Source organism: Thermococcus indicus, from assembly GCF_006274605.1.
GTDB classification, from domain to species: Archaea; Methanobacteriota_B; Thermococci; order Thermococcales; family Thermococcaceae; genus Thermococcus; species Thermococcus indicus.
This window is the reverse complement of record NZ_CP040846.1, coordinates 1-22,481: the sequence shown is the minus strand read 5'-3', so window position 1 is coordinate 22,481 and position 22,481 is coordinate 1. Positions and strand designations below refer to the sequence as shown.

Annotated in this window: 25 protein-coding genes and 2 tRNA genes; 10 read left to right on the top strand and 17 right to left on the bottom strand. The window is 54.6% G+C overall.

The window, feature by feature from the left end; all coding sequences use genetic code 11:
* The first annotated feature begins 2 nt into the window (after positions 1-2).
* Positions 3-1,403 (top strand): metal-dependent hydrolase, encoded by a 1,401-nt coding sequence (locus tag FH039_RS00135; RefSeq protein WP_139679738.1) that lies wholly within the window; start codon positions 3-5, stop codon positions 1,401-1,403.
* On the opposite strand, the gene FH039_RS00130 is transcribed toward FH039_RS00135, so the two are convergent.
* The 4 genes from FH039_RS00130 to FH039_RS00115 are packed head-to-tail and all read right to left on the bottom strand — an operon-like array spanning position 1,400 to position 4,570.
* Entirely contained in the window at positions 1,400-2,260 is an 861-nt protein-coding gene (locus tag FH039_RS00130; RefSeq protein WP_139679737.1) for a class I SAM-dependent methyltransferase, read from the bottom strand. The genes FH039_RS00135 and FH039_RS00130 overlap by 4 nt on opposite strands.
* 54 nt (positions 2,261-2,314) lie before the next feature.
* On the bottom strand, positions 2,315-2,515 hold the full coding sequence (locus FH039_RS00125) for an antitoxin family protein (protein ID WP_139681503.1): 201 nt from the start codon (positions 2,513-2,515) through the stop codon (positions 2,315-2,317).
* 40 nt (positions 2,516-2,555) lie between these two features.
* Positions 2,556-3,491 (bottom strand): dipeptidase, encoded by a 936-nt coding sequence (locus FH039_RS00120; protein WP_139679736.1) that lies wholly within the window; start codon positions 3,489-3,491, stop codon positions 2,556-2,558.
* Complete coding sequence (locus tag FH039_RS00115; RefSeq protein ID WP_139679735.1) at positions 3,488-4,570, bottom strand: hypothetical protein; 1,083 nt, start codon at positions 4,568-4,570, stop codon at positions 3,488-3,490. The genes FH039_RS00120 and FH039_RS00115 overlap by 4 nt, the downstream gene beginning before the upstream one ends.
* Positions 4,571-4,632: 62 nt before the next feature.
* On the opposite strand from FH039_RS00115, the gene FH039_RS00110 reads away from it, so the two are divergent.
* From FH039_RS00110 to FH039_RS00100, 3 genes are all read left to right on the top strand, one after another.
* The gene (locus tag FH039_RS00110) at positions 4,633-5,184 is read left to right on the top strand and encodes a DUF531 domain-containing protein (protein WP_139681502.1); all 552 of its coding nucleotides are present in this window, start codon (positions 4,633-4,635) and stop codon (positions 5,182-5,184) included.
* Positions 5,157-5,633: a signal peptidase I gene (locus FH039_RS00105; protein ID WP_139679734.1), complete on the top strand. Its 477-nt coding sequence runs from the start codon at positions 5,157-5,159 to the stop codon at positions 5,631-5,633. Before FH039_RS00110 ends, FH039_RS00105 begins: the two co-directional genes overlap by 28 nt.
* 995 nt (positions 5,634-6,628) lie before the next feature.
* The gene (locus FH039_RS00100; RefSeq protein WP_139681501.1) at positions 6,629-7,378 is read left to right on the top strand and encodes a lipoate--protein ligase family protein; all 750 of its coding nucleotides are present in this window, start codon (positions 6,629-6,631) and stop codon (positions 7,376-7,378) included.
* Between the two features lie 156 nt (positions 7,379-7,534).
* On the opposite strand, the gene FH039_RS00095 is transcribed toward FH039_RS00100, so the two are convergent.
* Positions 7,535-8,137, bottom strand: a complete 603-nt coding sequence (locus FH039_RS00095) for a DUF3800 domain-containing protein (RefSeq protein ID WP_139679733.1) — start codon at positions 8,135-8,137, stop codon at positions 7,535-7,537.
* A 5-nt stretch (positions 8,138-8,142) separates the two neighbouring features.
* Complete coding sequence (gene taw3, locus FH039_RS00090) at positions 8,143-8,769, bottom strand: tRNA(Phe) 7-((3-amino-3-carboxypropyl)-4-demethylwyosine(37)-N(4))-methyltransferase Taw3 (protein ID WP_139679732.1); 627 nt, start codon at positions 8,767-8,769, stop codon at positions 8,143-8,145.
* 142 nt (positions 8,770-8,911) lie between these two features.
* Here taw3 and FH039_RS00085 point away from each other — a divergent pair.
* A tRNA-His gene (locus tag FH039_RS00085) sits at positions 8,912-8,988 on the top strand.
* Between the two features lie 284 nt (positions 8,989-9,272).
* Here the strand turns inward: FH039_RS00085 and FH039_RS00080 are convergent.
* Together FH039_RS00080 and FH039_RS00075 are read right to left on the bottom strand one after the other, a co-directional pair.
* Positions 9,273-9,560 carry a hypothetical protein gene (locus tag FH039_RS00080; RefSeq protein ID WP_139679731.1) on the bottom strand — a complete coding sequence of 96 codons (288 nt, stop codon included), beginning with the start codon at positions 9,558-9,560 and terminating at the stop codon, positions 9,273-9,275.
* Positions 9,557-10,513, bottom strand: a complete 957-nt coding sequence (locus tag FH039_RS00075; protein WP_139679730.1) for an endonuclease NucS domain-containing protein — start codon at positions 10,511-10,513, stop codon at positions 9,557-9,559. The genes FH039_RS00080 and FH039_RS00075 overlap by 4 nt, the downstream gene beginning before the upstream one ends.
* Positions 10,514-10,622: 109 nt before the next feature.
* Here FH039_RS00075 and cobO point away from each other — a divergent pair, with 109 nt between their 5' ends.
* Both cobO and FH039_RS00065 read left to right on the top strand, forming a co-directional pair.
* Positions 10,623-11,150, top strand: coding sequence for a cob(I)yrinic acid a,c-diamide adenosyltransferase (gene cobO / locus FH039_RS00070; RefSeq protein ID WP_139679729.1), 528 nt, complete (start codon positions 10,623-10,625; stop codon positions 11,148-11,150).
* Between the two features lie 118 nt (positions 11,151-11,268).
* The gene (locus FH039_RS00065) at positions 11,269-11,520 is read left to right on the top strand and encodes a UPF0147 family protein (protein ID WP_014013138.1); all 252 of its coding nucleotides are present in this window, start codon (positions 11,269-11,271) and stop codon (positions 11,518-11,520) included.
* Positions 11,521-11,554: 34 nt separating this feature from the next.
* Here the strand turns inward: FH039_RS00065 and FH039_RS00060 are convergent, their stop codons facing one another.
* From FH039_RS00060 to FH039_RS00045, 4 genes are read right to left on the bottom strand one after another with little or no spacing between them, the layout of a single operon-like run.
* Positions 11,555-12,115 carry an aldolase gene (locus tag FH039_RS00060; RefSeq protein WP_139679728.1) on the bottom strand — a complete coding sequence of 187 codons (561 nt, stop codon included), beginning with the start codon at positions 12,113-12,115 and terminating at the stop codon, positions 11,555-11,557.
* A 9-nt stretch (positions 12,116-12,124) separates the two neighbouring features.
* Positions 12,125-12,373 carry a type II toxin-antitoxin system HicA family toxin gene (locus FH039_RS00055; protein WP_168188348.1) on the bottom strand — a complete coding sequence of 83 codons (249 nt, stop codon included), beginning with the start codon at positions 12,371-12,373 and terminating at the stop codon, positions 12,125-12,127.
* Positions 12,351-12,575 carry a type II toxin-antitoxin system HicB family antitoxin gene (locus FH039_RS00050; RefSeq protein ID WP_139679727.1) on the bottom strand — a complete coding sequence of 75 codons (225 nt, stop codon included), beginning with the start codon at positions 12,573-12,575 and terminating at the stop codon, positions 12,351-12,353. Before FH039_RS00050 ends, FH039_RS00055 begins: the two co-directional genes overlap by 23 nt.
* Before the next feature lie 35 nt (positions 12,576-12,610).
* Entirely contained in the window at positions 12,611-13,189 is a 579-nt protein-coding gene (locus FH039_RS00045) for a transposase (RefSeq protein WP_139679726.1), read from the bottom strand.
* A gap of 70 nt (positions 13,190-13,259) precedes the next feature.
* Between FH039_RS00045 and FH039_RS00040 the strand changes: the two genes are divergently transcribed.
* Both FH039_RS00040 and FH039_RS00035 read left to right on the top strand, forming a co-directional pair.
* Positions 13,260-13,337, top strand: a tRNA-Tyr gene (locus tag FH039_RS00040).
* A gap of 159 nt (positions 13,338-13,496) precedes the next feature.
* Entirely contained in the window at positions 13,497-13,940 is a 444-nt protein-coding gene (locus FH039_RS00035; RefSeq protein WP_139681499.1) for a Tfx family DNA-binding protein, read from the top strand.
* Here the strand turns inward: FH039_RS00035 and FH039_RS00030 are convergent.
* Both FH039_RS00030 and FH039_RS00025 read right to left on the bottom strand, forming a co-directional pair.
* Entirely contained in the window at positions 13,902-14,576 is a 675-nt protein-coding gene (locus tag FH039_RS00030; protein ID WP_139679725.1) for a CidB/LrgB family autolysis modulator, read from the bottom strand. The two genes, FH039_RS00035 and FH039_RS00030, sit on opposite strands and share 39 nt — an antisense overlap.
* Positions 14,573-14,920, bottom strand: a complete 348-nt coding sequence (locus FH039_RS00025) for a CidA/LrgA family protein (protein ID WP_139679724.1) — start codon at positions 14,918-14,920, stop codon at positions 14,573-14,575. The genes FH039_RS00030 and FH039_RS00025 overlap by 4 nt, the downstream gene beginning before the upstream one ends.
* Positions 14,921-15,009: 89 nt before the next feature.
* Here FH039_RS00025 and FH039_RS00020 point away from each other — a divergent pair, with 89 nt between their 5' ends.
* Positions 15,010-16,476: a DUF2139 domain-containing protein gene (locus tag FH039_RS00020; RefSeq protein WP_139679723.1), complete on the top strand. Its 1,467-nt coding sequence runs from the start codon at positions 15,010-15,012 to the stop codon at positions 16,474-16,476.
* Positions 16,477-16,487: 11 nt separating this feature from the next.
* On the opposite strand, the gene FH039_RS00015 is transcribed toward FH039_RS00020, so the two are convergent.
* The 3 genes from FH039_RS00015 to tes-int form a co-directional block, all read right to left on the bottom strand.
* Entirely contained in the window at positions 16,488-18,797 is a 2,310-nt protein-coding gene (locus tag FH039_RS00015; RefSeq protein WP_139679722.1) for a methyl-accepting chemotaxis protein, read from the bottom strand.
* A gap of 242 nt (positions 18,798-19,039) precedes the next feature.
* On the bottom strand, positions 19,040-19,342 hold the full coding sequence (locus FH039_RS00010) for a DUF3213 domain-containing protein (protein WP_139681498.1): 303 nt from the start codon (positions 19,340-19,342) through the stop codon (positions 19,040-19,042).
* Between the two features lie 10 nt (positions 19,343-19,352).
* Entirely contained in the window at positions 19,353-22,481 is a 3,129-nt protein-coding gene (gene tes-int / locus FH039_RS00005) for a tetraether lipid synthase Tes, intein-containing (protein WP_139679721.1), read from the bottom strand.

The window sequence follows — 22,481 nt, the reverse complement described above, 5'->3', positions numbered from 1 at the left end:
AGATGAGAGGCTTCACCCACTACATCTCTGGTTTGGCAGCGGCGACCTTTTTCGGAGCGCTCGTCGGTGATTTAAGGCTCGGCATACTCATTCCGGTCATAGCGGCTGCCGCCGCTTACTTCCCCGACTTCGTGGACTTCAAGTTCGGAAAGTTCCTGGCGAGAAGGGACTATGAGATAGACCCTGCCCCCTGGGACGAGAAGAAGCACTACGCGCCGAAGCTGGTCAAGGTTTCCGAGCTGAGCGAAAAGAACCGCTACCAGTTCTTCGCCATCGAAGGGATGGTGGAGGAGATACTGGCCAGGGGTTCCGGGAAGGTCTCCTACAAGGTTCTCCGCGAGGACGGGGGCGAGGAGACGGTAACCGAGACCTACAACAGCATAGTCTTCACCCTCAACGACGGAACCGGGAAGATAACCGTCGAGGCCTTCGGTGATGACTACGAGTTCTTCGAGGAGGAGTTCGGAAGGATCGAGGGGGGCAAGAGGTTACTCGTCTTCGGCTACGTCGACCTCGAGGAGGACGGCTCGCTTAAGCTCGTCGTCAGCGATGCCCCCCACCCGCAGGGCATAGCGGAAACGATAGCCAGAGCCATTGAGGAGGCCTACCGCGAGGGTGAGAGGATAGTCAAGATACACAACATTCGCCTCCCCGGCGACGTTTACAGGCGCTTCTGGGTTCACCCCGACCCGCCCAAGAGGGAAGTCCGCGTCGAGATGGGCCCGATAGTAACGCCAGGTGGCGTTGCAATAGGCGGCGACGTTCCCGAGTACAGGAAGTACGGGGTAGCGAAGGTAAGCGTTCCCTTCATCAAGACCTACCCCAAGCCCACCAGGATAGACTCCTTCTCGGGCCCGGAGATAGCCTTCAGGAGGGCTGAGTTCAAGGGCAAGACGGTCGTCAAGGACAGGTTCCTGCCCTGGCACCACGGCTTCAGCCACTCCCTCACAATGGGCATGATAATAGGCCTCGTCGTCTTCGCCTTCTTCAGGCTGATTGGCTACGAGCACGCGACCGAGCTTGCACTCGCTTCGATGATAGGTCAGTGGCTCCACGTCTTCGAGGACCAGCTCGGATTCATGGGAAGCAACCTGCTCCCACCCCTCACCAAGGACGTCGTTCCGGGCTTCAAGCTCGGAGAAAGCGGTAGTGGGCTTACCAACTTCTCAACGGCCTGGCTGATGATAGCCTTCATGATATGGAACTTCAACCGCTTCACCGACCCAAGGCCGATACCGATAAGCGACGCCAAGCTGCTGCTCCTCCTGGCCTGGCCGTCGGTAATAGGCTTTGGAATAGCGATAGCCAAGAGCTTCAGGCTTAGAAAGGAAATCTCAGAGCTCATGGACTACTACACGAACCTCGAAGCCTTCGAGGAGATGGAGGAGGTTGGAGGGATTTAATCCTTCCCCTTTTCCTTTCCCGGCTTTTTCCCCACAACGCCGAGCGCTTCTTCAACGCGCTTAACCCGGACGAAGCCCGCTTTTCTTAAGCGCTCCATAACGCCCTTCTGCAAGTCTTTTCTGCGGTATTTCTTCCCGGGGTTGCCGACGTAGTGGAAGAGCCTCCCGCCGGGTTTGAGAACCCTGAACAGCTCGCGGTAAAACTCCTCCCCGTAGAGGTGGCCTGCCAAGGAAAACCTGGGGGGGTCGTGGATAACGGCGTCAAAGGTCTCGTCCTTAAAGCGCTTCACCACCTCGAAGGCATCGCCCTGTATCACCTGAATCCTCCCGCCGGTGAACAGCTCCTTGCTCCAGGGGTTTATCCTTGCCAATTCGAGCACGTTGGGGTCTTTCTCGATGGTTATGACGTACGCCCCTCTTTTGGCGGACTCTATCGCGGTGTATCCTAGCCCCATGCAGGTGTCGAGAACCGTTTCGCCCTCCTTCGGCTTCACCGCGTTCACCTTGTTCCTTGTGTCCTGGAGCGGGTTGATGTCTTTCGTCCTGTGCATTCTGATGCCGTTTATCTCTATCGTCGGTGGAATCGTCGGGACGAGCTTGTAGAAGTGCTCTCCTGCGATGGCGGCTTTATAAACCCCACCCCCTCTCACGAAGTAAACGCTACCCTCGTCCCTCGCGATCCTCTCGATGACGTCCCTCTCGACCCTGGTTCCATCTGGGAATATGAACCCGTCCCCGTCGAGGGTTACCAGCCACGAACGGCTGGTTTTCCTCAGGTCGAGGTTGAGCCTCGCTCCGCCCTTCGCGAAGAGCAGTCTTCTCGCGTCTCTGGCGGTTAGAAAATAAAGGGTCTCCATGGTATCACCTGAGGGTGCGTTCGAATGTTTTAAGGACAACCGATGAGTCTATGACTACTCCCATAGTTTCCTCTCCCTGGCCTCTTTGAGGGTGCTCTCAACGTCCTTCTTGACCTCTATGCCCTCAAATAGCTTCATGAGTCCTTTTAAGGAGGGCCGGATTATCAGTTCAACCTCCGTGCCGGCTGGAAGGTTAAGCCTGTTCTTGGGCCTCAGAACGCCATTCTCATAAACAGCAACTATCTTTGTCCCCATTCTCACTCCCCATAGGGGATTTGAAAAAATCATTAAAAACCTAACCCACGACCCGCTCAAAAACGCGCTCGAAGTTTTCGAAGGTTATCGCCTCGACTTCTTTCTCACTGAGGGTCTCCGAGAGCCTCTCTATCAGGGAGGGTATCCTCGATTCGTCCTCGAAGCCCTCAATGCTCCTCCCGCTCCAGCCTTTGAGGTAGTAAACGAAGTCGAAGCCGAGCCCAACGTGGCGGTAGCCGGCCAGATCGACCATGTAAGCTATGTGCTCCACGTACCTCTCCAGCGTTGGTTTTTCCCGGTGAATGAAACTGGGAATTGCAACCGCCCCTATTACACCGTCCCTCTCCGCTATCGCCTTTATCTGCTCGTCCGTCAGGTTCCGCGGATGGTCGCACAGCTTCCTCGTGTTGGAGTGAGACGCTATGATGGGGAACGCCGTGACATCCAGGGCGTCCCAGAAGCCCCTGTCGTTGATGTGACTGAGGTCAAGCAGTATCCCGAGCTCCTCGGCCTTTCCGACGACTTCAACGCCGAAATTCGTCAGTCCACCGCCGGTTCTCTCAAAGACCCCGTCGGCTATCGCGTTCCTCAGGCTCCAGGTGAGCGTCAGAACCCTCAAGCCGAGGCGGTGGAAGAGCTCGAGGAGCTCTAAACTCTCCCCTATCGGCTCCCCACCCTCAAGGCTGAGCCACAGGGCGACCTTTCCGTCCTCGATCGCCTTTTTCATTCCATCGACGGTTGTGACCAGCTCAAAGCGCTCGCTCTCCCCGATGTCCTTCAGCAGGGAGTTCAGGACCTCAAAACCGTAGGCCGTTGCGTCTCCCCTTCTCTCCGGCCGCGTCCAGATGGCCATAACCCTAGCCCTAACCCAGGGATCGAAGAACCTCTCGAAGTTCCTTTCCAGCACAAGGCTCCTTCCGTTCATCCTCTCATCGTGAATTAGCGTCGGCAGGTCTGAATGGGCGTCGAATATCACGGCTTGCCCTCCCTCAGCGTCTCGATTTCGATGAGGGCCTCCTCTCTCACCTGGGGATCAGGGATGTTGGCTGCGAGCTTTTCGGCATTTTCGACGTCTTCGTTGAGGGCCAGTTCGAGGGCTATCGCCTTCATCGCCTCGCTCTTCTTTCGGACGTCCTTTATCTTTATGGCGAACGCCAGTGCCCTCTTGAGACTTCCCAGCGCTGTGAGCAGTCTGGCTATCTGCTGAACGTTCGCCTCGGTGAAATGCAGGTTCTGACAGTTCTCAAATGCCCTGTCCATGATGTCAAGGTACTCAGGATTGTTCACCCTCTTCATCCAGAGGGCTATCTCAAGAGCCCCTATGAGTTTGACCACCCCACTGTATTTCCTGTCCAGGATCGCCAGCGCGTAGTGGTTTTTGCCCTCCATAAGTGCCCTTCGAATCTGGGGGAGGCCAACGTCGTAGACGGTTTTCGTTAGCTCTATTTTCTTCTCGATTATGGCCGCCTGCTGGTTGACGTTGAGCTTGTCGAATATATCGAAGGACATTTCATAGAATTTTAGCGCTCTGCTGGATGGTACGCTGTCTCCCGCCTTCTCCAGAAGTTCCGCGATCTTCAGGAGGCCATCCACCTTGAGACGGTACGCCACCTCCGCGTTAATGATGCTGTCAAAGGCCAGGTCAAAAACGTCGAGGGCCTGCTCGGAGTACCCGGAGAGGGCCATATGGTACGCGAGGAATGCCAGGGCTATCCCTTTCTCCACGGGGTCTTTCGCCCTGTCCAGCTCTTCTATGGCGGTGTTGAAAAAGTCTGCGGCCTCCTCGTGGTACTCCATCCTCCCCAGGGCCGAGGCTATCATCGAGTACCCCATGGCCCTGTCCGAGGGGTAATCCATTTTTTGCACTATGTACGAGGCATCATCGATTATGCCAGGTATCCAATCTGTGGGCCCACCTTTGGAGTGTATCGTAACGGCCAGCCGGGTCAGGGCTTCCACCTTGTCCATCGGGTCGTCGAGCCCCTCTATTTTCTCCAGGGCCTCTTCGTAGTAGCCCCTCTCTATCAGGGGGATGACATCTTCAAGCGTCGCCATACTAACCTTTTAATTCGCTCTAAATCCTTATAAATATTTGTTGATTACTCTGGGTGAGGATTATGCTGACGATAGCCCTGTACAACACCTACGACCCCAGGAGGCTCCATGAGGCACACCTGCGCGCCATAGCCCGAGCGGGACCCATAGCGTATGCCTACGGCTTCCACCTGGCCTTGGTGGGCTTTCCCTTCGAGGGCAGACCGATCGATGTGGCGGGGGAGATAAGCGGCCACACCACGATAGGCGAGGGCGGCAGGTACCTCATGGAACTGGCGGAGGGGAACCGCTTCCACCTCCTGGATTTTCCCCGGAAAGGCTTCCCGCCGCAGTTCGGGACACCCGTAGCCACCACCAGGAAGCCCAGTGCTGAGAAGGAGATAACACCCATTGAGCTCGCCGAACGCGCCCTCCGCGGGGAGAGCTTTCTCCTCCTGGTGGGCCTCGGACGGCACGGCCTCCCCAAGGAAATCTTTAAGACCGCCCGCTACCACATGGACATAACTGGAAAAAGGGTGAGCCTCGAAACGTGCACCGCCATCGGTGCCATTCCCGCGAGGATAAGCACCCTCATGGAGGCTCTGAGATGGAAGACGGGTGGAAGAAAGATCTAGCATGGGTGCTGATAGCGGTCATAGTTGTCTTCATCTTCCAGTTTGGCCTTAAGGTTGCGCTCCATACCGACTCCCCCCTCGTCATAGTAGTCAGCGGCTCGATGGAGCCGGTTTTCTACCGCGGGGACGTCGTCCTGCTGGAGGGCATAAGCGAGGAGAACATCGATGATGTCCAGGTCAATGACGTCATCGTTTACAAGCGTCCCGGCTACGAGTACCCCATCATCCACCGCGTCAGGGGGATAAGCGAGGTGAACCTCGGCGGCAAGACCGAGAAATGCTTCCTCACGTGGGGCGACAACAACTGGGCCCCCGACCCCGAATACCCGACCCCCTACGGTATGGTGCCGTGCGTTCCCGCTTATGCCGTCGAGGACAAGGCCCTGCTGGTGCTCCCGAAGATAGGCCTCATCCCCCTTGAAATCCGGGAGAACCTGGGCCTGGGATGATGTGAGGGTAGGTGGCCGAGCGGTGCGATGAGGAGCTAATCGGCCCCTGACCCTACGAAAGACAAGGGGGCTCCGCCCCCTTATCTCTCTGTACTCTCAAACCCCGGAGTGGGGCTTCGCCCCACAACCCCGTTTTTCTCTAAAAACCTGGGAAACTACGTTTCCACACCTTCCTTATTCCTTAATCCTCCGGGGGCTAACGCCCCCACGCCCCCAGAAACTTTGCACAAGCAAAGTTTGATCAAAGTTTGTAGCTCCTTTTTTTAAGTGCCAGATTTTGGGTTTTTCCACTTGAAGTCCATTGTTTTGAGTGGGAGACTCTTTAGGAACTCTTTTTAAAGGAAGGTTTAACCTTAAAAGACGCCCGTAGGGCGTCATGGGGAAGTAAACCATTCCAGATGCTTCCCTGCAGTTTGTCTCCCTCAAAAAGAAACGCCCTCGATTTGGAAAACCGACTGTAATGACGCCTTCAATGGTGAGCTACAAACTTTTGGTGAAGCTTTTTCCAAAAGCTTCCTGTACTCTCAAACCCCGTAGTGGGGTTTTGCCCCGCGTTGGGAAACTTTGCTGGGCAAAGTTTCATCAAAGTTTGGCATGCTTTTTTGTTTGGCTTTTTTGATGGGGTTTAACTTCTAGACTGGCAATTTCAAAGCGTGTTTTCCATGCTTGAGCGCCCTTCGGGCGCCTTTTTAAAGCAAACACTCATTAAATCTCCTACCATGAGTGCAAACCCTTTCAAAGGCAACCCTCGAAGAAGCATGCCAACTTTTGACTACTCTCTTTTGAACAGTTAAGCCATTTTGGTCAAGCTTTGCGCGAGCAAAGCTTGCCGGGGGGCTAACGCCCCCACACCCCCAGAAACTTTGCGAAGGCAAAGTTTCTATCCGCTCAGTGGTGACCGCTCTCCTCATCGTTCCCTCGGAAGGGCTTGGGCGTCATCATCGCTGGGCTTAAAAACGCTCATGACCTTTTAAACCCTGGTGGTCGCGATGGCAATGCGCTTCATCCCGCTCATCGTCGCAAGACCCGAGGTTCAGATGGCCATAGACGAGGCGATAATGCGCGCCAGGATCGAGGGGAAGGTTCCCGATACGGTCAGGCTCTACGCGTTCTCGCCTAGCTCCGTGACCATAGGCCGCTTCCAGAGCGTCGTCCACGATGTGAACCTCGAGGAGGCCAGGAAGCTCGGAATCCCCGTCGTCAGGCGTATAACCGGCGGCGGCTCGGTGTTCCACGACGAATACGGTGAGGTAACCTACTCCGTCGTTGTCGGCGAGGAATACCACCCAATGCTCAGGAACGTTGAGACGAGCTACCGCTATCTGGCCGGCCCTCTTGTTGATGCGCTGAAAGAGCTCGGCCTTGAGGCGGGCTTTTCTGGCCTCAACGACATAGTTGCCAACGGGAAAAAAATCAGCGGCTCCGCACAGACGAGGCGGAAAGGTGTCATCCTGCAACACGGCACTTTCATGTACTCCACCCGCGTCGAGGTACTCGGAAGGGTTCTCAGGGTCTCCAAGGCCAAGCTCGCCGACAAGGGTGTTTCGAGCATCTGGGAGCGCGTAACAACTCTGGAGCGCGAGGGCATAAATCTGAGCCGCTGGGAAGCCTACGAGCTGCTCAAGGGGAGCTTCTTCAGTGCCTTTGAGCTCGAGGAGGGTGGGCTCACCGACTATGAGCTCGAGCTCGCCGAGAGGCTGGTGGAGGAGAAATATGGAAATCCTGGGTGGAACGAGAGCCGGTGAGTTTTGGAGTTATCCTTTACTGTTCCATTTTTTAGGTACCCTGTTTCGATTTCAGCCCCGCGGTGTTGATGCTTGGGCCTGCCTGTCAAAAACTTAATAAGCTATTACGCTATATCTTGTATTGGAGAATGAGGGTGGGGGTCGCCCGGCTGGGGACTAGCCACCCGACTTGAATTTTCCTATCCCTTTTCTGAGTCCCCTTTCCCCGGTAAACCATTCGAAGGTGAGTTTTTCATTTAGCATTCCGAAAAGCTCGGTGTTCCGGTGCTGATATCTGAGGTACACAACGTTCGCAACGGCATCGGCGAGCTGGAGGCAGGAACTTCTCATGGAGTCTTCGGAGGTGATGGTTATCCCCCTCCTCGAGAGCAATCTGGTGATCTCCCGTGAGTAGTGGCTTCTGTCAATAACGGCCTCCGAGAAGCCCATTCCCGAGATTAAAACCCAGTGCATAAATCCCGCTGTCAGGAGCTTGTTCTTCTTTGACTTATCGAGCCACTCCATTAATCCCCTGTCGTTTTTAGAAAGAACGGCATATCCAGCCATGAAATCAATAGTACTCAGCAGGGAAAGCGCTTTCCGCTTGTTCTCGTAGGAAAGTCTGCTGAATTTCAGTTCGGGGGATTTGAGATCTCGAAGTGTCCCTTTTATATGCTGTCTTGCCTCGGATTCGTCGCAAACCACTCCAGCGACGATAAAATAGCGTTTACCACTCCGCATACCTCCTAGGTCGCCGCTTTCATCAATGAAAAGCTTCATGCCCCTCACCGCAGTTTAACTTCGAATCGTTCCGCCAGCTCGTAGAACAGTTCGTCCCCGCCGAGTTCCTCCCGCAGTGCCCTGAATCTCTCCTCAAGCCGGGGCAGCCGGCCCTTGCTCCGTCTCAGCATGTCGTTGCCGAGGTCAACGGCGAAACTGAGGTACTCATCGTCCACGAGTATCCTTCCATCCCTACCGAGCGGTGCCGTCAGGTACTCGGTGGCGTTTATCTCCACAAGGTAGCGCTTCGAGACGACCTTGAAGGTGGTGTACTTGAAGCCGCTCGACAGGCCGAGCTCGTGGAGCCTCCTCGCTCCCTCAAGGTCCTCGGCGACGATGTGGAATATGGGCGGCTGGCTCTTGAGGAATATGAGGCCCTTCTCGGCGTTTCTCAGGGCCCCCCTTGCCTCCTCGAACTCCATCGGCCTGTGGACCTTGATCAGCCACCTCGCGAGGGGCTTGGCCCCGAGGTCCGGTTCCTCCATTATGCCTATCCTGCCGGAGCAGGAGGAGGTCGTGTAAACGCCGTTAATTGAGTTGATGAGCAGCAGGAGGTCAATTATATCTTCGTCAACCTTTCCTTCTCTCATAGCTGTGAAGAGGCTCACAAGGGCTTCGCGTTTGGCTTTCATGTTGAAACCTCCTGACGATTCTTAATTCCCGCGAAAGCGTCGTTAAGCGAGGGTTGTGGTAAGTAAAAGGTCTCAGCTTCCTCTTTCAGCCCCTTCTGTCGAAAACTTTATAAAGCTAACCCAAAAGGTTTAGCTGGAAATGGCCAGGGTGGTGTAGCCTGGTTAGCACAGGGGACTGTGGATCCCCTAGCCCGGGTTCAAATCCCGGCCCTGGCCCCATAAGAAACTTTGCTGGGCAAAGTTTCATCAAAGTTCGTGACAGCTTTTCAGGTGTCTTCTTCCAGTGTGCATCTACCAAGAGGCTAATTTTTAGTTTGGATTCTCGTTAATTAGCCAAACCAAAGGTAGTCCCTCAAATACGACGCCCTACGGGCGTCAAAAAGAAAAGTGGACTTAAATATACGGTGATTTCTATGAGAAATCCCCCATTAGAGGTTATGAATTTTGAGGTATGCGCTCTTTAGCAAACAACATCTCAAAGCGGTCACGGACTGTGACCAACCTTAGCTTTGGAATGAAGGATTTGAAGTCGAGCTCGCCGAGCTTCCGTTGTTGAGATAAAATCTTTTGCCCTGGTAAATTTTCGACTTTACCTCTATGCATATCACTTCGTTAAACTGTGTCTCCAACACCCATCTATTGTTCTTGATAAAGTCCTCAAACGCTTCTTCTTCATTCAACCCTTCACCAAATCCAAGCACTTGGAGATTTTCCACATCGGGATACATCTCGTTGGGGGACGAATATGTAACTCCATCAGGTGTTACGAACATAAACAGTCTTTTTCTCATATTACCACCTCTAAAGTTAGCATTCTCAGCAGTTCTTTGTAACTATACTCTGCCGATTTGTCTAGGTCATTAAAATAGTATCTAACTGGTAGGATCTTGGAATTATTAAAAGCAGACTTTGAAAAATCTCTGGCGATTAATATTCCCCCAACAGTTTCATTGCTAAATTCGCTTATGTATCCTGTTAACTGTTCTACGTCTTTTCTTTGTGCCTTCCCTGTTTTAACTTCCACGAGCAGATACTTATTTGTCCCAGTTGGGTGTCTTAGCTTGATGAATATATCGACGTATCCCTCAGGAAGGGCTTTTTCACCAAGTACTTCAAACTCATCTGGGGACTTATCAACACCAAAGAATTCCAAAGCATCATCGAGAACGGAACTTTGGATTTTTCTTCTCACGAGAGACTGGAGTATAAGTTCTTTAAAGTAGAACTTTTCCGGAATTTTTTGATTTTCTTTCCTAAAAACAATTTTGGGTTCAAACGTTTCGGCATTTAACTCTAGATACTTGATTTCGCCATCAAATACTGTTCCCATCTCGGAAACGTTGTAAAACGTTATTGTGTCGGCTTGGAAATGGGTCTTTCTATATCCTCCTCTCAAGAGCAGATTCTCAGCTACGTAAGAAAATTCAGGTCTGACCATTGGTTCGTTAAATTCCCTTTCCTGTTTCAGGAACAGTCTGAATGGAAAATAATACGTTCTTTTTGACCTAAATGTTATTGGTGGCCAAGGAGGAAGATTCTCGGCGTTCTTATAGGCGACTTTCTTGGTAACCTTGTAGAGGTTTCTAACTCGAGCCCCGTATAGAAATGAGACATAATCCCCAACATCTATATCAAAAAAGGTCCAGAGGCCGTTTATGCTATTTGTGAACCCTGCAAGGCTATACTTTATGCAGAGCTCCAAGTTTTCCCTGTTTGAAAGGGATATTAAGAAGTAATCCGCCATCTGGTTTCACCATTTTGGGATTTGCACTGGCGAGAATTTAATCATTTCCCTATTCTATCCAACACCCTTTTAAAACCCCTGGCGATTATATCCATCCCGGTGAATTCACATGACATGGAAAGACAAGCTCGGCCTTGTGCACATCTACACAGGCAACGGGAAGGGAAAGACCACCGCCGCCTTCGGCCTCGCCGTCAGGATGCTCGGCTCCGGCGGGAGGGTGATAATCCTCCAGTTCATGAAGGCCCCGGACGTTTACGGCGAGCAGAAGAAGATAGCCGAGTGCGGTGCAGTTATAGAGTCCTTCGGTTTGCCCAAGTTCGTCCACGGAAAGCCCGAGCCCGACGACATCGAGGCGGCAAAGAAAGCCCTTCAACGGGCCAAGGAGGTAGTCTCGAGCGGGGAGTGGGATCTGGTGATCCTCGACGAAATCTGCGTCGCCCTCGGCTTTGGAATGCTCGATGTCGAGGAAGTCAAAGAGCTCATCGGGAACAGAGCGCCCCACACGGAGCTCGTCCTGACCGGCCGCTACTGTCCAGAGGAGCTGTTTGAATTAGTTGACTACGTCACCGAGATGAGGGAGATAAAGCACCCCTATCAGAAGGGTATCCTCGCCAGGAGGGGTGTTGAGTTTTGATTCAGGCTCTCTCCTCTCCTTTGGTTTCGACGATTGACCGAAAAGCTTTTTAGTTAGGAGAGCTTAAGATAATCCGGGAAGGTTTTAGTAACAATTCTTTAGAAAAGGGGGTGATGGAATGAGCGAGCTCATCGGCCAGATCGTGCAGGTTCTCAAGGAGCAGGTCGTTCAGGACACCGTTGTTCCCAGGAACATAAGGCGCGCCGCTGAGCAGGCCATAGAGGCCCTCCTCGACGAGAGCAAGGAGCCGGCCGTCAGGGCCGCCGATGCGATAGCCATCCTCGAGGAGATAAGCGAGGACCCGAACATGCCGATGCACACGAGGACGATCATCTGGGAGGTCCTCGGTGCCCTCGAGCAGGTCAAGTGAGCGTTTCCTTTTTACGCTCATTTCCTGCGTTTAATCAGCCTTTTCTGGCAAGGTACCAGAGCTTCGCGCTCTCTTCAACGAGCTCCGCCTTGTAGAAGGCTTCCCTCAGGGTTCTTCCGACGGTCACTATGCCGTGCTTGGCCATTATTGCCGCGTCTGAGTTCCGGAGGGCCTCCGAGGTGACCTCCGCCAGCTCTTTCGTCCCAGCGGGCCTGAACGGGGCTATCGGGATTCTCCTCAGGTATATCTCTGCCTCCGGTGTTATTATCGGCAGCTCCCCCTCCACCAGCGTCGAGGCGGCGATGGAGTACGGCGGGTGCAGATGGGCGATGGCCCTGACGTCGGGCCTCATTCTGTAAACCGCAAGGTGGAGCCTGTACTCCGACGACGGCCTCACCCCGGAGACCTGCCTTCCGCTCATGTCGATTACGGCGACCTGCTCGGCAGTCATGTCGTCCATTACCGCCCCGGTGGCCTTGATGAAGACGAGGTTTCCCCTCCTGATGCTCAGGTTTCCTCCAAAGGCGGCCGTCAAACCGCGCTCGTGGGCGAGGCGGGAGTATTTAACAAGCTGGGTTTTTACTGCCCTGCTCATGGTTTCACCTCAAAGCTTTTTGAGAATCTCAATCAATTCTTCCCGGGGAATCCCGTTCCAGAGGGAAACTTTGTTGAGGATGTCGTTGAGGGTTCCTTTGGCTATCTCGTCATGATACGGAACAGTTATCTTATGCGTCCCCAATGGGGTTCTTTTCTCAAGTCTGACGTGGCTTCCGCGCTGTCTTACAACAGTGTATCCAAGCATTTTGAGGAGTTTTATCAACTTCTCGCCGCTAACCGCTGGCAGTTTGCTCAACTCTGGACACCTCAAACTCCGAGAGCGTCATGACGATTATCTTCTCTCCCCTCTCGATATCCTCCTCAAAATGGAGCTCTACAGCCTTCTGGAGGTTTTCCATTAGCTCATCTAGGGTTTTTCCCTGAGTGAAGATGTCCTCGTTAATTCCTCTGGCACACCAGTACTCTCCATCGAAATACACGTCAAACTTTACTATCATCACACTCCCCCGGGAATGGTTCTTTCTCTTGGTACTTAACCTTTTACCCTCACGCCATAGCCGCAGTCCCGGCAGTAGGCTTTCTTCCCCTTCCAGGCGAGCTCTCCGCCGCATATTGGGCAGGTGTGCGGGTCGCCGTTTTCCCTCCACCTCGAGTAGGTCTCGCGGTCTATGACGAGGAAGAGTCCCTCTTCATCCTCCTCGAAGTGGCCGAGGACAGGGAAGCTCTCGGGCTCGAGGGTCTTCTCGTCTATGATTATCGGTTCTACGCCTATGTTGCCCCCGTACTCGAGGTCGTTCGCCGGCAGTATCTCCACGACGAAGGCACCCAGCTCCCGGTCCCTGTACGCTATGACCTCCAGGGCGTCGCTCAGCTCTCCGCTGGATGATATGACGTCGATGACGACGTTCTCTCCGCGCGGGAACGCGAGGGCGACCAGGAACTTTGTCCTGTATACCGCCATCCCCCTCTCGAGACAGCTCTCCTCGAGTCCGAACTCCCTCATGAATCCCCTGATTTCGTCCCCCTCCGGAATGCGGCCTTCCTCAAGTATGAACTCGCCGATCCTCTTTGCAAGGGGCATCGCGAGTGTGACCGGTTCGTACAGCTTCATGCTCCCACCCCCACTGAATCGGGAGAAAAATTTATAAACCTACCCGGGGCACTATGGAACGGGCAGAGGTCCCGCGGTAGCCTAGCCTGGGAGCGGCGGCGGACTGTAGATCCGCAGGTCCCCGGTTCAAATCCGGGCCGCGGGACCACCAGAAACCCTCTCCTGTTCTAAAAGTTCTGAACTGCGACGTTCTCCCTACCGTACCGATTTTGGGCGGTGTTTTTTGGGTATCTTTTAGATATCCGGTTGGAAGGGTATCGAGAAAAACTTTTAACCTTCTGCGCCTTGTTAAACTCAGGTGTTTAAAATGGGGAAGGGGAGCTTTCTAACCGAGCAGCAGATTAAAATTCTCCGCCTCCGCGCCAGGGGCCTCAAACAGAGCGAGATAGCCGAGATGCTCGGAACGAGCCGGGCCAACATAAGCATCCTTGAGAGGCGCGCGCTTGACAAGATCGAGAAGGCCAGAAACACCCTCCTGATCTGGGAGCAGATAAACTCCAAGATAAGCGTCGATGTGAGGAAGGGTGAGGACATCTTCAACGTTCCGGAGAGGCTCTTCCTGAAGGCCGACGAGCTGAAAATCAAGGTGCCGTACAGCACGGCGGAGATAATCGCCTTTCTCGTGGAGCACGCCCCGATAAGCGACAGGATAGCGAAGCGCGACTTCACGCTCTTCCTTGATGCCAAGGACCGGCTCAGGATAAGCGAGTGCCTACTTGAGGACTTCGATAAGGTGGGGAAGCAGGAGTGACGTGAAGACGCCGTTCAGGGCCATCGCAAGGCCGCTCACCGCTCCCGCGAGCTCATCGTCCAGTATTATCCTCGCCGTTCCAAGGCCATGGGAACTAACCCCCATCGCCAGACCGCGTGCTATTCTGTCCCTAACCTTGATGAGGCCGAGCAATTCCGGCCCGACCGCGTTCCCCATTATCCCTGTCAGTATCACGAGTACCGCGGTTAAAGCTGGAATGCCGCCTATCTTCTCGCTTATACCGATCGCTATGGCGGTGGTAACGCTCTTGGGGGCTATGCTGAGGAGAACTTCCTCACTTCCGCCGAGGAGTCTGGCGATGTAGAAGGCGCTGAGGATTGCAACCGTTCCGCCGACGGCTACTCCGAGCGCTATCTCCCTCGCGTAGGCTTTTATGGTCTCCCTGCCCTTGTAAACCGGAACGGCCAGACTCACCACCGCCGGCCCGAGAAGGAACTTGAGTATAACCGCGCTATCCATGTAGCTCCCGTAGGGGATTCCGAACCACTTGAGGATAACCGCTATCGTGATTATGGACAGGAGAACCGGGTTCGTGTAGAAGGCTCTCTTTCTGGAGTGGAGTTCCGAGAACAGGTAGAAGACCACCAGCGTGAGGGTTATTCCGAGCGGGTTCATTCCTCCTCCCTCCTGAGGAACTCGACGGTCTTCGCCGTTACGACGAGCGTAATCAGGAAGCTCAGAACCAGGGCGACGAATATCGGTACCGCCTGGCTCTTTATCAGGCCGAGGTAGGTCACTATGCCCACGCCAGGAGGGATGAACATGACGCTCATGTTCCTGACGAAGAGTTCCGCTTCCCCTTCAACCCACCCCAGTTTGATGAGACCTGTATGCAGTGCGCCCAGGAGGAAGAGCATGCCGAGCACGCTCCCCGGAATCGTCAGGTTGAGGGCATATGCTGTAAACTCACCCAGCGCGTAGAAGCCGAATATTATCGCCAGTCCGCGGTAGGGCCTCATGCTCCAGTCTAGGGTGCCTCCATATAAAAGCGTCCCGGGTGATGCGAAAGGCCAATAAGCCCCCGTTGCGTAACACCACCGGTGATATCATGCTCATGGGGAACTACAGTTTTCCGGGTCGCTACGGTCCAGAATGGGGCAGCGGAGGAATATTCGGGCTGAAATATCACAACGGGACGCTCTACTTCACGCTGGCCTTTGAGGCGGAGGCGCACTTCATAGACCTCGGGAGCGGGGAGGAAAATGTTTACGACTTCACCCTCCTCGGAGACGCCCCGACGAGCGGCGGCGACACCTACAACGCGGTCGAGACGGTTGACGAGTTCATTTACTTCGGTGGCTGGGTTCACGCGCCGGCGATTTACCGTGAGGACAGGAGGATACTCTTCCACAACAAGTACTCCCACGTTCACGTTTACGACACCGAGAACGACTCCATAAGGCTTCTCTGGAAGGATTCCATCCACCACGAGACCGACTGGGCGGGAGAGGTGAGCGATATACTCTACGACCCCTACAATGACAGGCTTCTCCTCGCGAGGGAGGACGGCCACGCCAACCTCGGCGTCTACGCCCTCGACAGAAGAACCGGAAAGGCCGAGGCGCTGATTCACGAGCCGGCCCCCAAGGGAACCAGGGTTCACGATGCCGCCTTTTTCGGCGTTGGGAACAACTTCACCGGCGGTCTGAGGGAGTTTAAAGCGCTGGACCTGGTGGAGGGGAGATGGGAGACGTTCCAGCCCGGTGGAAGCGTCGATGGACGGCCGTACATAAGGCCCGAGCTCGGGGCGATGGCTTCCGCCTACAACCGCGCCTTCGCCTTCGTCAGGGGAGGGGTTCTGGCAGGGAATCCCCTCATGGGCGAGGAGTTCAGGTTCTTCAGGCTCTTCGACTTCTACACCTTCTACGCCCCATTCAGGGTGAACGCGATAAACGTCGGCGGGGGCATTATCACCGCCTTCAACGCGCACCACGACGCGGTTTACAGGCCAGGTTCCCAGGATGCGGGAATCGAGTGGGCCGCCACCAACACCGTCGTCGGGCCGAGCGTTCTCATCTACGTTGCCCCGCCGATGGTCAGGATAGTCGGGGCATTCGGCGCCAGGGTGACGAGCATCGAGAAAGTCGGCGGAAGGCTCCTCGTTGCCACCAACACCGCCCCCAACACGGGCGCGACGGAGGCGACGCCCTTCGACACGGGGAACAGGGAGGTAGTGGTTCTCGACGAGAGGATAATTCAAGAGAGGCCGCCGGCGGTGAGCTTCTCCCTTCCGCTCGCGCTTCCGAGTGCCGCAAAGGACATTGGGGCGGGGACCTTCGGTGGAATCCCGCTGGACGGCTACCGCGAGCCGAGAATGGTTCTTCACCTCAGCGGCGACAACCGGCTGACGGTCTACGAGTACGACCTATCGCTCCCGGCGGGGGAGGCAGTCGCCGAGAGGTTCGACGTTAGGGCGGGGAAGAACATCCTTGAGCTGGACTCCTTCAGCGGCATCGTGGGCTTCGAGCTGGAGAAAGGGGATATGAAAGGAAAAGTGAGAATAGAGCTCCGCTGAGCCCTTTTTTTTCACAGCCTGAACTTGCTTATTATTGTCCGCAGCTGGGACACGATGTTTTTGAGGTCTTTGGCGGCTCTTTCGAGTTCTTCCGTTGCTGCAGTCTGCTCCTCAACTGCCGAGCTTACCTCCTCCGCTGAAGCTGTGGTCTCCTCGGCACTCGCAGCCAGGTTCTCAAGAGACCTCAAAGCATTCTCAACCTCATCCTGCGTCCTAACAATCTGCTCCTTAACCTCACCCATCCTCGAACTCGCATCCTGAAGCAGATCGGCGATATTGGTCAGGTACGTTATGGTTTCCCTGAGCGTGTCCGCGCTTTCACTCACCACGGTGACACCCTTCTGGGTGCTGTCTACTGCATCGCGGATTTCGCCGGTAATCTGGTCGATGATGTTCTTGATGTTGTCGGCCGCCTGTTTACTCTCCTCTGCAAGCTTTCTAATCTCCTGGGCGACCACAGCGAAGCCTCTTCCAGCTTCACCAGCCCTCGCCGCCTCAATCGCAGCGTTCAAAGCCAGGAGATTCGTCTGCTCGGCAATGTTAGTAATCACGTTCGTAATCTCCTCAATACTCCTGCTCATCTCAGCAACCTTCCTGACGGCGCTCTCGATGCTGCTCATCATCTCCTGGATGCTCTCTATCTGTCTGGCTGAGATTTCGCCCTTCTGCCTGCCTTCGTTGGCTATGTTGAGGACTTCCGTTACCGCTGCCTCGAACTCTTCCATTGCTCTGACGCTTTCGGCGCTTGTTTCTGAGACGAAGCGCATTCCTTCGGTTATTTCGTTGATGCTTTCTTGTTGTCTTTGGGCTTCGATGCTGACTTGTTGTACGGCTTCGTTGACTTGGTTGATGGCTTCTGTTACGTCGGTTGTGATTTGGGCGAGGATGTTGGCCCTCTTGTCGAGTTCGTTGGTGACGTTGACTATTTCGCCGATGAGGCCCTTGAGCTTATGGGTTGTGTCCTTGAGGTCCTGGATGATCTCCTGGAGTTCGCCTCTGGCTTCGACGCTTAGGCCGTTGCTTAGGTCGCCTTCGGCGAGGCGTTCGAGTTTTTCGCCTATTGCGTTGAGTGTTCCGACTAGGTCTTTTCCGACGGCTTCGAAGGCTTTTATGAGGGCTCCGATTTCGTCGTCTTCAATGTAGTGGATTTGGTTGAGTTGTTTGCTCACGTCGCTTAATCTTCCCTCGGCGAGAGCCTGCGCGACCCGCCTCAACTCCTCAAGCGGCTTAAGTGTCTTGTTGAGGGTTCTGTAACCGATGAACAGCATGAGGATTCCGACGAGGACCGCTATAATGGAGCCCATTATCGTCGTTTTCAGACCGTCATCGACTGTTTTGTTGATGGAAGCTGTTATCTTATCCGTGCTCTGGTTGAGCGTGCCCGATATTGCCTCGGTCAGGGGGTCAGTGAGCTCGTGGAGAGGCACCGTGGCCAGGACTATCCACCCGGTAGTCTTCATCCTCTTGTATCCCGCGACCTTCTCCACGCCCTGGAATGAATAGAGAACCCATCCCTTATCCTTGTTCTTGTTGAGTTCGTCGGAGAGGGACCTGAGGTTGGGGTCGTCGTTTATGTTGAACGTCTGAACCAGGCTCTCGTTGGGGTGCACTATGATGGTTCCGTCTTTGTTTAGGATGGCTATGTACCCGCTCTGACCTATCTTTATTTCCTTTGACTGCTCTATCAGCGTGGAGACGAAGACGTCAACGCCTATGACGCCGACGAGCTTGCCGTTGATGTAGATGGGCTCGGAGTACGTGACTATCCACTTTCCGGTTGACGCGTCCTGGTACGGCTCCGTCCATATCGGGCCGTTCTTTGCCACCGCCTCCTGGTACCACGGCCTGACCCTCGGGTCGTAGCCCTCTGGCAGGGGCTCGTCGGGCCACATGTACATTCCGCCGCTCGTGCTTCCGAAGTAGACGTAGGCTATGTTTGGATCCAGGTCTTTAACCGCCTTAAACCTGTCCAGGAGAAACGCTTTGAACTTTGGATCGCTCTCGTCGTAGTTCGAATACGCCACGTCAACGGCCTCTATGGCAACCGATCCCATAACCTTCATCTTCTCAAAGTAATCGTCGAACAGCTTTGCACCCAGTTCAGCGGAGCCCGTTGCTATCATCCCCGCCTCCTTGGTTGTCGGGTCCTTGATGCCCTCCGCCATGAGCCGGGGGAGGTTGTTGCTCAGTTCCTGGTCGAGGGATTTGCGTATGTTGTCCCTCATCATGAGCGAGGATGATATCACAATGAGGGAGCCTATCAGTATTGTAATAATCAGAGCCGCCGCCATTGTCATGATGATCTTCTTCTTAAACTGCATGGAAACCACCCCTTGCCTGTGGTCCATCACGGTCGTCAGACGACTGAACAGTATACCAATGTCTGACTATTGATGTTATAACCCTCAAAACTTAAAGCGCTTTTGTGTAGGGCGGTATGTAGGTGATTACTTTTTCATTCTGGAAGCGAAGTCCTCTGGGGTGTATTCTTGGCGAAATGGAGGTCCGATAGTGGTCTGCGGGCATTCAAATGGGGAGAAGTGAAGAAACACGATAAACGGCCTCATGCCTTTGAAAGAACGTTGTTCCATGAGTAGCTCGATTCGATAAGCTCCGCGACGGTGAGCCTTCTTATGGCGGTGACCTCCGGCTCGAAGTCCCTCAGCTTTTCAAGCACTTCGTCCTTTGATATGGCTCCCTCGTCGAAGACCACGAAGCCGCTCCGGGCGTAGCCGTTGATGGAGACCCTCCATATCCGTCCGTCCTTGAGGAGCTCGTACTGTCTGGCGCGGGCCTCGTCGGGGGTTACCCTGCCGAACTTGAGGTCCATCCTGATGAGGGCCCTGCTGTAAATCCCCTCGCTCATCTCCACCACCTCACCTCGTGTTCAGGCCAAAGTAGTCCTCTATGTCGATGTAGGTCTTCCTGTAAAGCTCGCTGTTCTTCATCCGCTCAACGAACTCCTTCGTCCTGATGTATTTGTCCCTGTGGTACTCCCAGTCCGGGTGGAGTTTCTTCCACTCCTCCCAGGTGTAGCTGAACTGGGCCTGCACCTTGTCCCTGTAGAGCTCGGGAATCACGTTGAAGGTGCAGAAGGGCACCGTCCTGCCGTCCGGCATGGCGTAGTGGATGACGCAGCGCTCGACGCGCTCGACGTCGTAGTTGTACTCGTCCATGAAATGCATCATTCCGAGGAAGAGAGCGTTAGTGTGGAACTTTCCGAGGGCGTCGTAGTTGCCGTACATGAAGGCGTTCTTTATGAGGTCGAGGACCTTGATGCCCTTGGGTGCGTATCTGTCGTCGTAGAAGGAGCGGAACTTCATGAATATCTCCGCCCCGAGCTTGAGCTTCTGGAACCTGCCCATGGTCTTCCAGTTCTCTATCTCCTCAGCCTTGCTCTCGAGGTACTCGACGAAGCCCTCGACGTCGAGGAACCTGCTTATGGGCACCACCTTCTTGTTCTCGCGGTCGAGGAAGACGTAGGTGGCAGCGCCGCAGCAGTAGTGGCTGGTCATGTAGTAGCGGGAGCCGGTGAACGCCTCAAAGAACCTGGCTATGTGTCCTGCTATCGGAATCGGGTACCAGTCGTCCATGGCTATTGCCCCGTTGGTCTGCTCCTCTATCCTCTCTATGGCCCCGGGGATCGTTATCCTGAAGCGCTGGCGCTCCTTCCGAGGAACCCTTCCGACGAGGGAAATGGGCTGGAAGTTCACACCCCTTATTATATCGATGTGGTTGAGGCCGAAGTTGATTATGGCACCGAGCTCATGGTCGTTGACGTTCCTGATGGTGGTCGGGACGAGGACTATGCCGGGCCCGCCGACCTTCCTGACGTTCTCGAGGATGAGTGGAACCTCCCAGTGGTTCTTCCAGTTGGTCTGGGGCGTCATTCCGTCGTAGCTCATGTAGAGGGTATTAACGCCCGCCTCGCGGATCTTCTTCACCAGCTCCGGCTCGAAGGCGAGCTTTATGCCGTCGGTGTTGAGCTGGACGTGGTCGTAACCTTCTTCCTTCGCGATTTTGATTATCTCGATGAGGTCCTCGCGGAGGGTTGGCTCGCCGCCGGTGAGCTGGATGGCGTTCGCCCCAACCGGGTGCTGCCTCTTGGCGTTGCGGAGCATCATCCTTATCTGCTCAAGGGTCGGCTCGTAAATCGGCTGGCCTTCTTTGGCGTAGAAGAAGCAGTTGCTTATCAGCATTCCATCGCCCGCAATGAATGCATGCTCTTCAGCATCAACCTCAAGGTCGTAGACGTAGCCGCTGTATTCCTCCGTCTCGATGGCTTCAACCGTGTCGATGAAGAAGTCTCCCACGCGGTCTATTCTCGCGGGCTTTCTTTCCCCGACGTCGCCGAGTCTCTCCCTGTGGCCTTCCCTCAGCTCAAGCATCTCGACAAGCTTGACCATATCCTGACCCGCTATGTAGAGCTTGTACAGGTCGTGGTTGGCCCCTTTCATTCTCTCCTTTGGAACCGTGTAGACCCTCGCGAACACTCCGAGGGAGGCCAGCAGGTAGAGGATGTCCCTTATCAGTCCCCTCGACACGCTCGCGTAGCCTATGTTGAGGTGTTTCTTACCCCTCACAACGTAGCCGTCGCCGTTGAAGAGCCCGCTCAGGAGGGCAACCTTGGCATCGAAGGGCAACCTCAGAAAGTTCTTCGGAAGCCTCTTGTTCTCGGCCTTCTCCGGGATTCCCAGGGCGTGTTTGAAGACGAGCCTCATCAGCCTGCTGCCAATGACTATCTGCTTCGCCTTGCCCTCCCATTCGAGAGTGCTGTGCGGTAAGCCAAGGCTTTCGATTATGCCGATTATCTCCCTCTCAACGTCCTCGTGGGCGACGGTTATTCTCAGGTCTTTGTCAGTGTAGTGGCCGTCCGCTATGAAGTAGCCGATGAGCTTGGCGAATTCGGGGGTTATTTTTAGCCTCGAAGGAATCTCGTGGCTTGTGGCGTCCCTTCCAAGCCTGAAGGTTCCACCAACGCCGAGCTCGTAGAAGGCCTTAAGCGGCATTGAGTCCTGGCCCTTCCACTGGTAGATTCTCTCGCCGTATTTGGCCTTTAGCGGGGAGAGGTCAAGGTCTTTAATGCCCCTTACGTAAACTTTCCCCTTTTCCTCCTCCGGCAGCTCTTTGAAGGCCTCAATGAGGTCTATTTCCTCAACTTCGTCTTTGGCATCAAAGTTCCAGAGCAGAACGAGTTCATCGCCGGGGGAAAGTTCATCTGCCCTCTTCTTGACGAAGCCGCCGTTGGAGTAGACGAGGAACTTGTGCTCCGGGGTCGTTCTGAGAGTCCTTCCGGTGTGGGTCCTAATCCTGTAGACCTTACCCTCATGCTTTCTTCTGAGGAATTTGGTTACCTTTGTCCACTCGGCCCTGCCGTCCCTGAAGGTCAGCACCTCGAGGAAGTCAGGCGTTCCATACTCGCCTGAGAAGCCGTCTATCTCGACCCTGTGCTCGAAGTTGATGAGTTTGGAAACGTCCTCCATCCTTGCTATAACCGTCTCTCCGTTTATCCTGAAGAGGACCTCCTCGTCCCTTGGCAGGCAGTACCAGCAACTCAAATTACACCTGTTGGTCAGGACGATGTTGAGCAGGTTCGTGTGGGAGCGATGTCTGGCGCACAATCCACAGTCGAACGGGCAGTTCACTCCGGTGTTCTCAACGTTCGTGCTCATGAGCTTGAAATCGAACTTCCACTTCTGGAAGCGGTAGTACTGATCAACGCTCTCGTAATAAACGTCGGTTATCATACCTTCGGGACAGCGTTTGGTTATCCAGACCTTTCCATCGTTCTCCCAAACGAGGGCAGGAACGACCCTCCTCGTTTCGGGACAGAGGGAGTACGTCCTGTGCGGCAGGGGCCCTCCGTAGGCCCTGCTCGCGCTCTTGAGCATGCGCTCAAACTCTTCCTCATTTATCTCGGGAAATTCGATGATGTCTCTTATCCTGCGGGTGGATTCGGCGAACTCCTTTTCGCCGCTTGGAACTTCACCAACACTTTCAGCCAT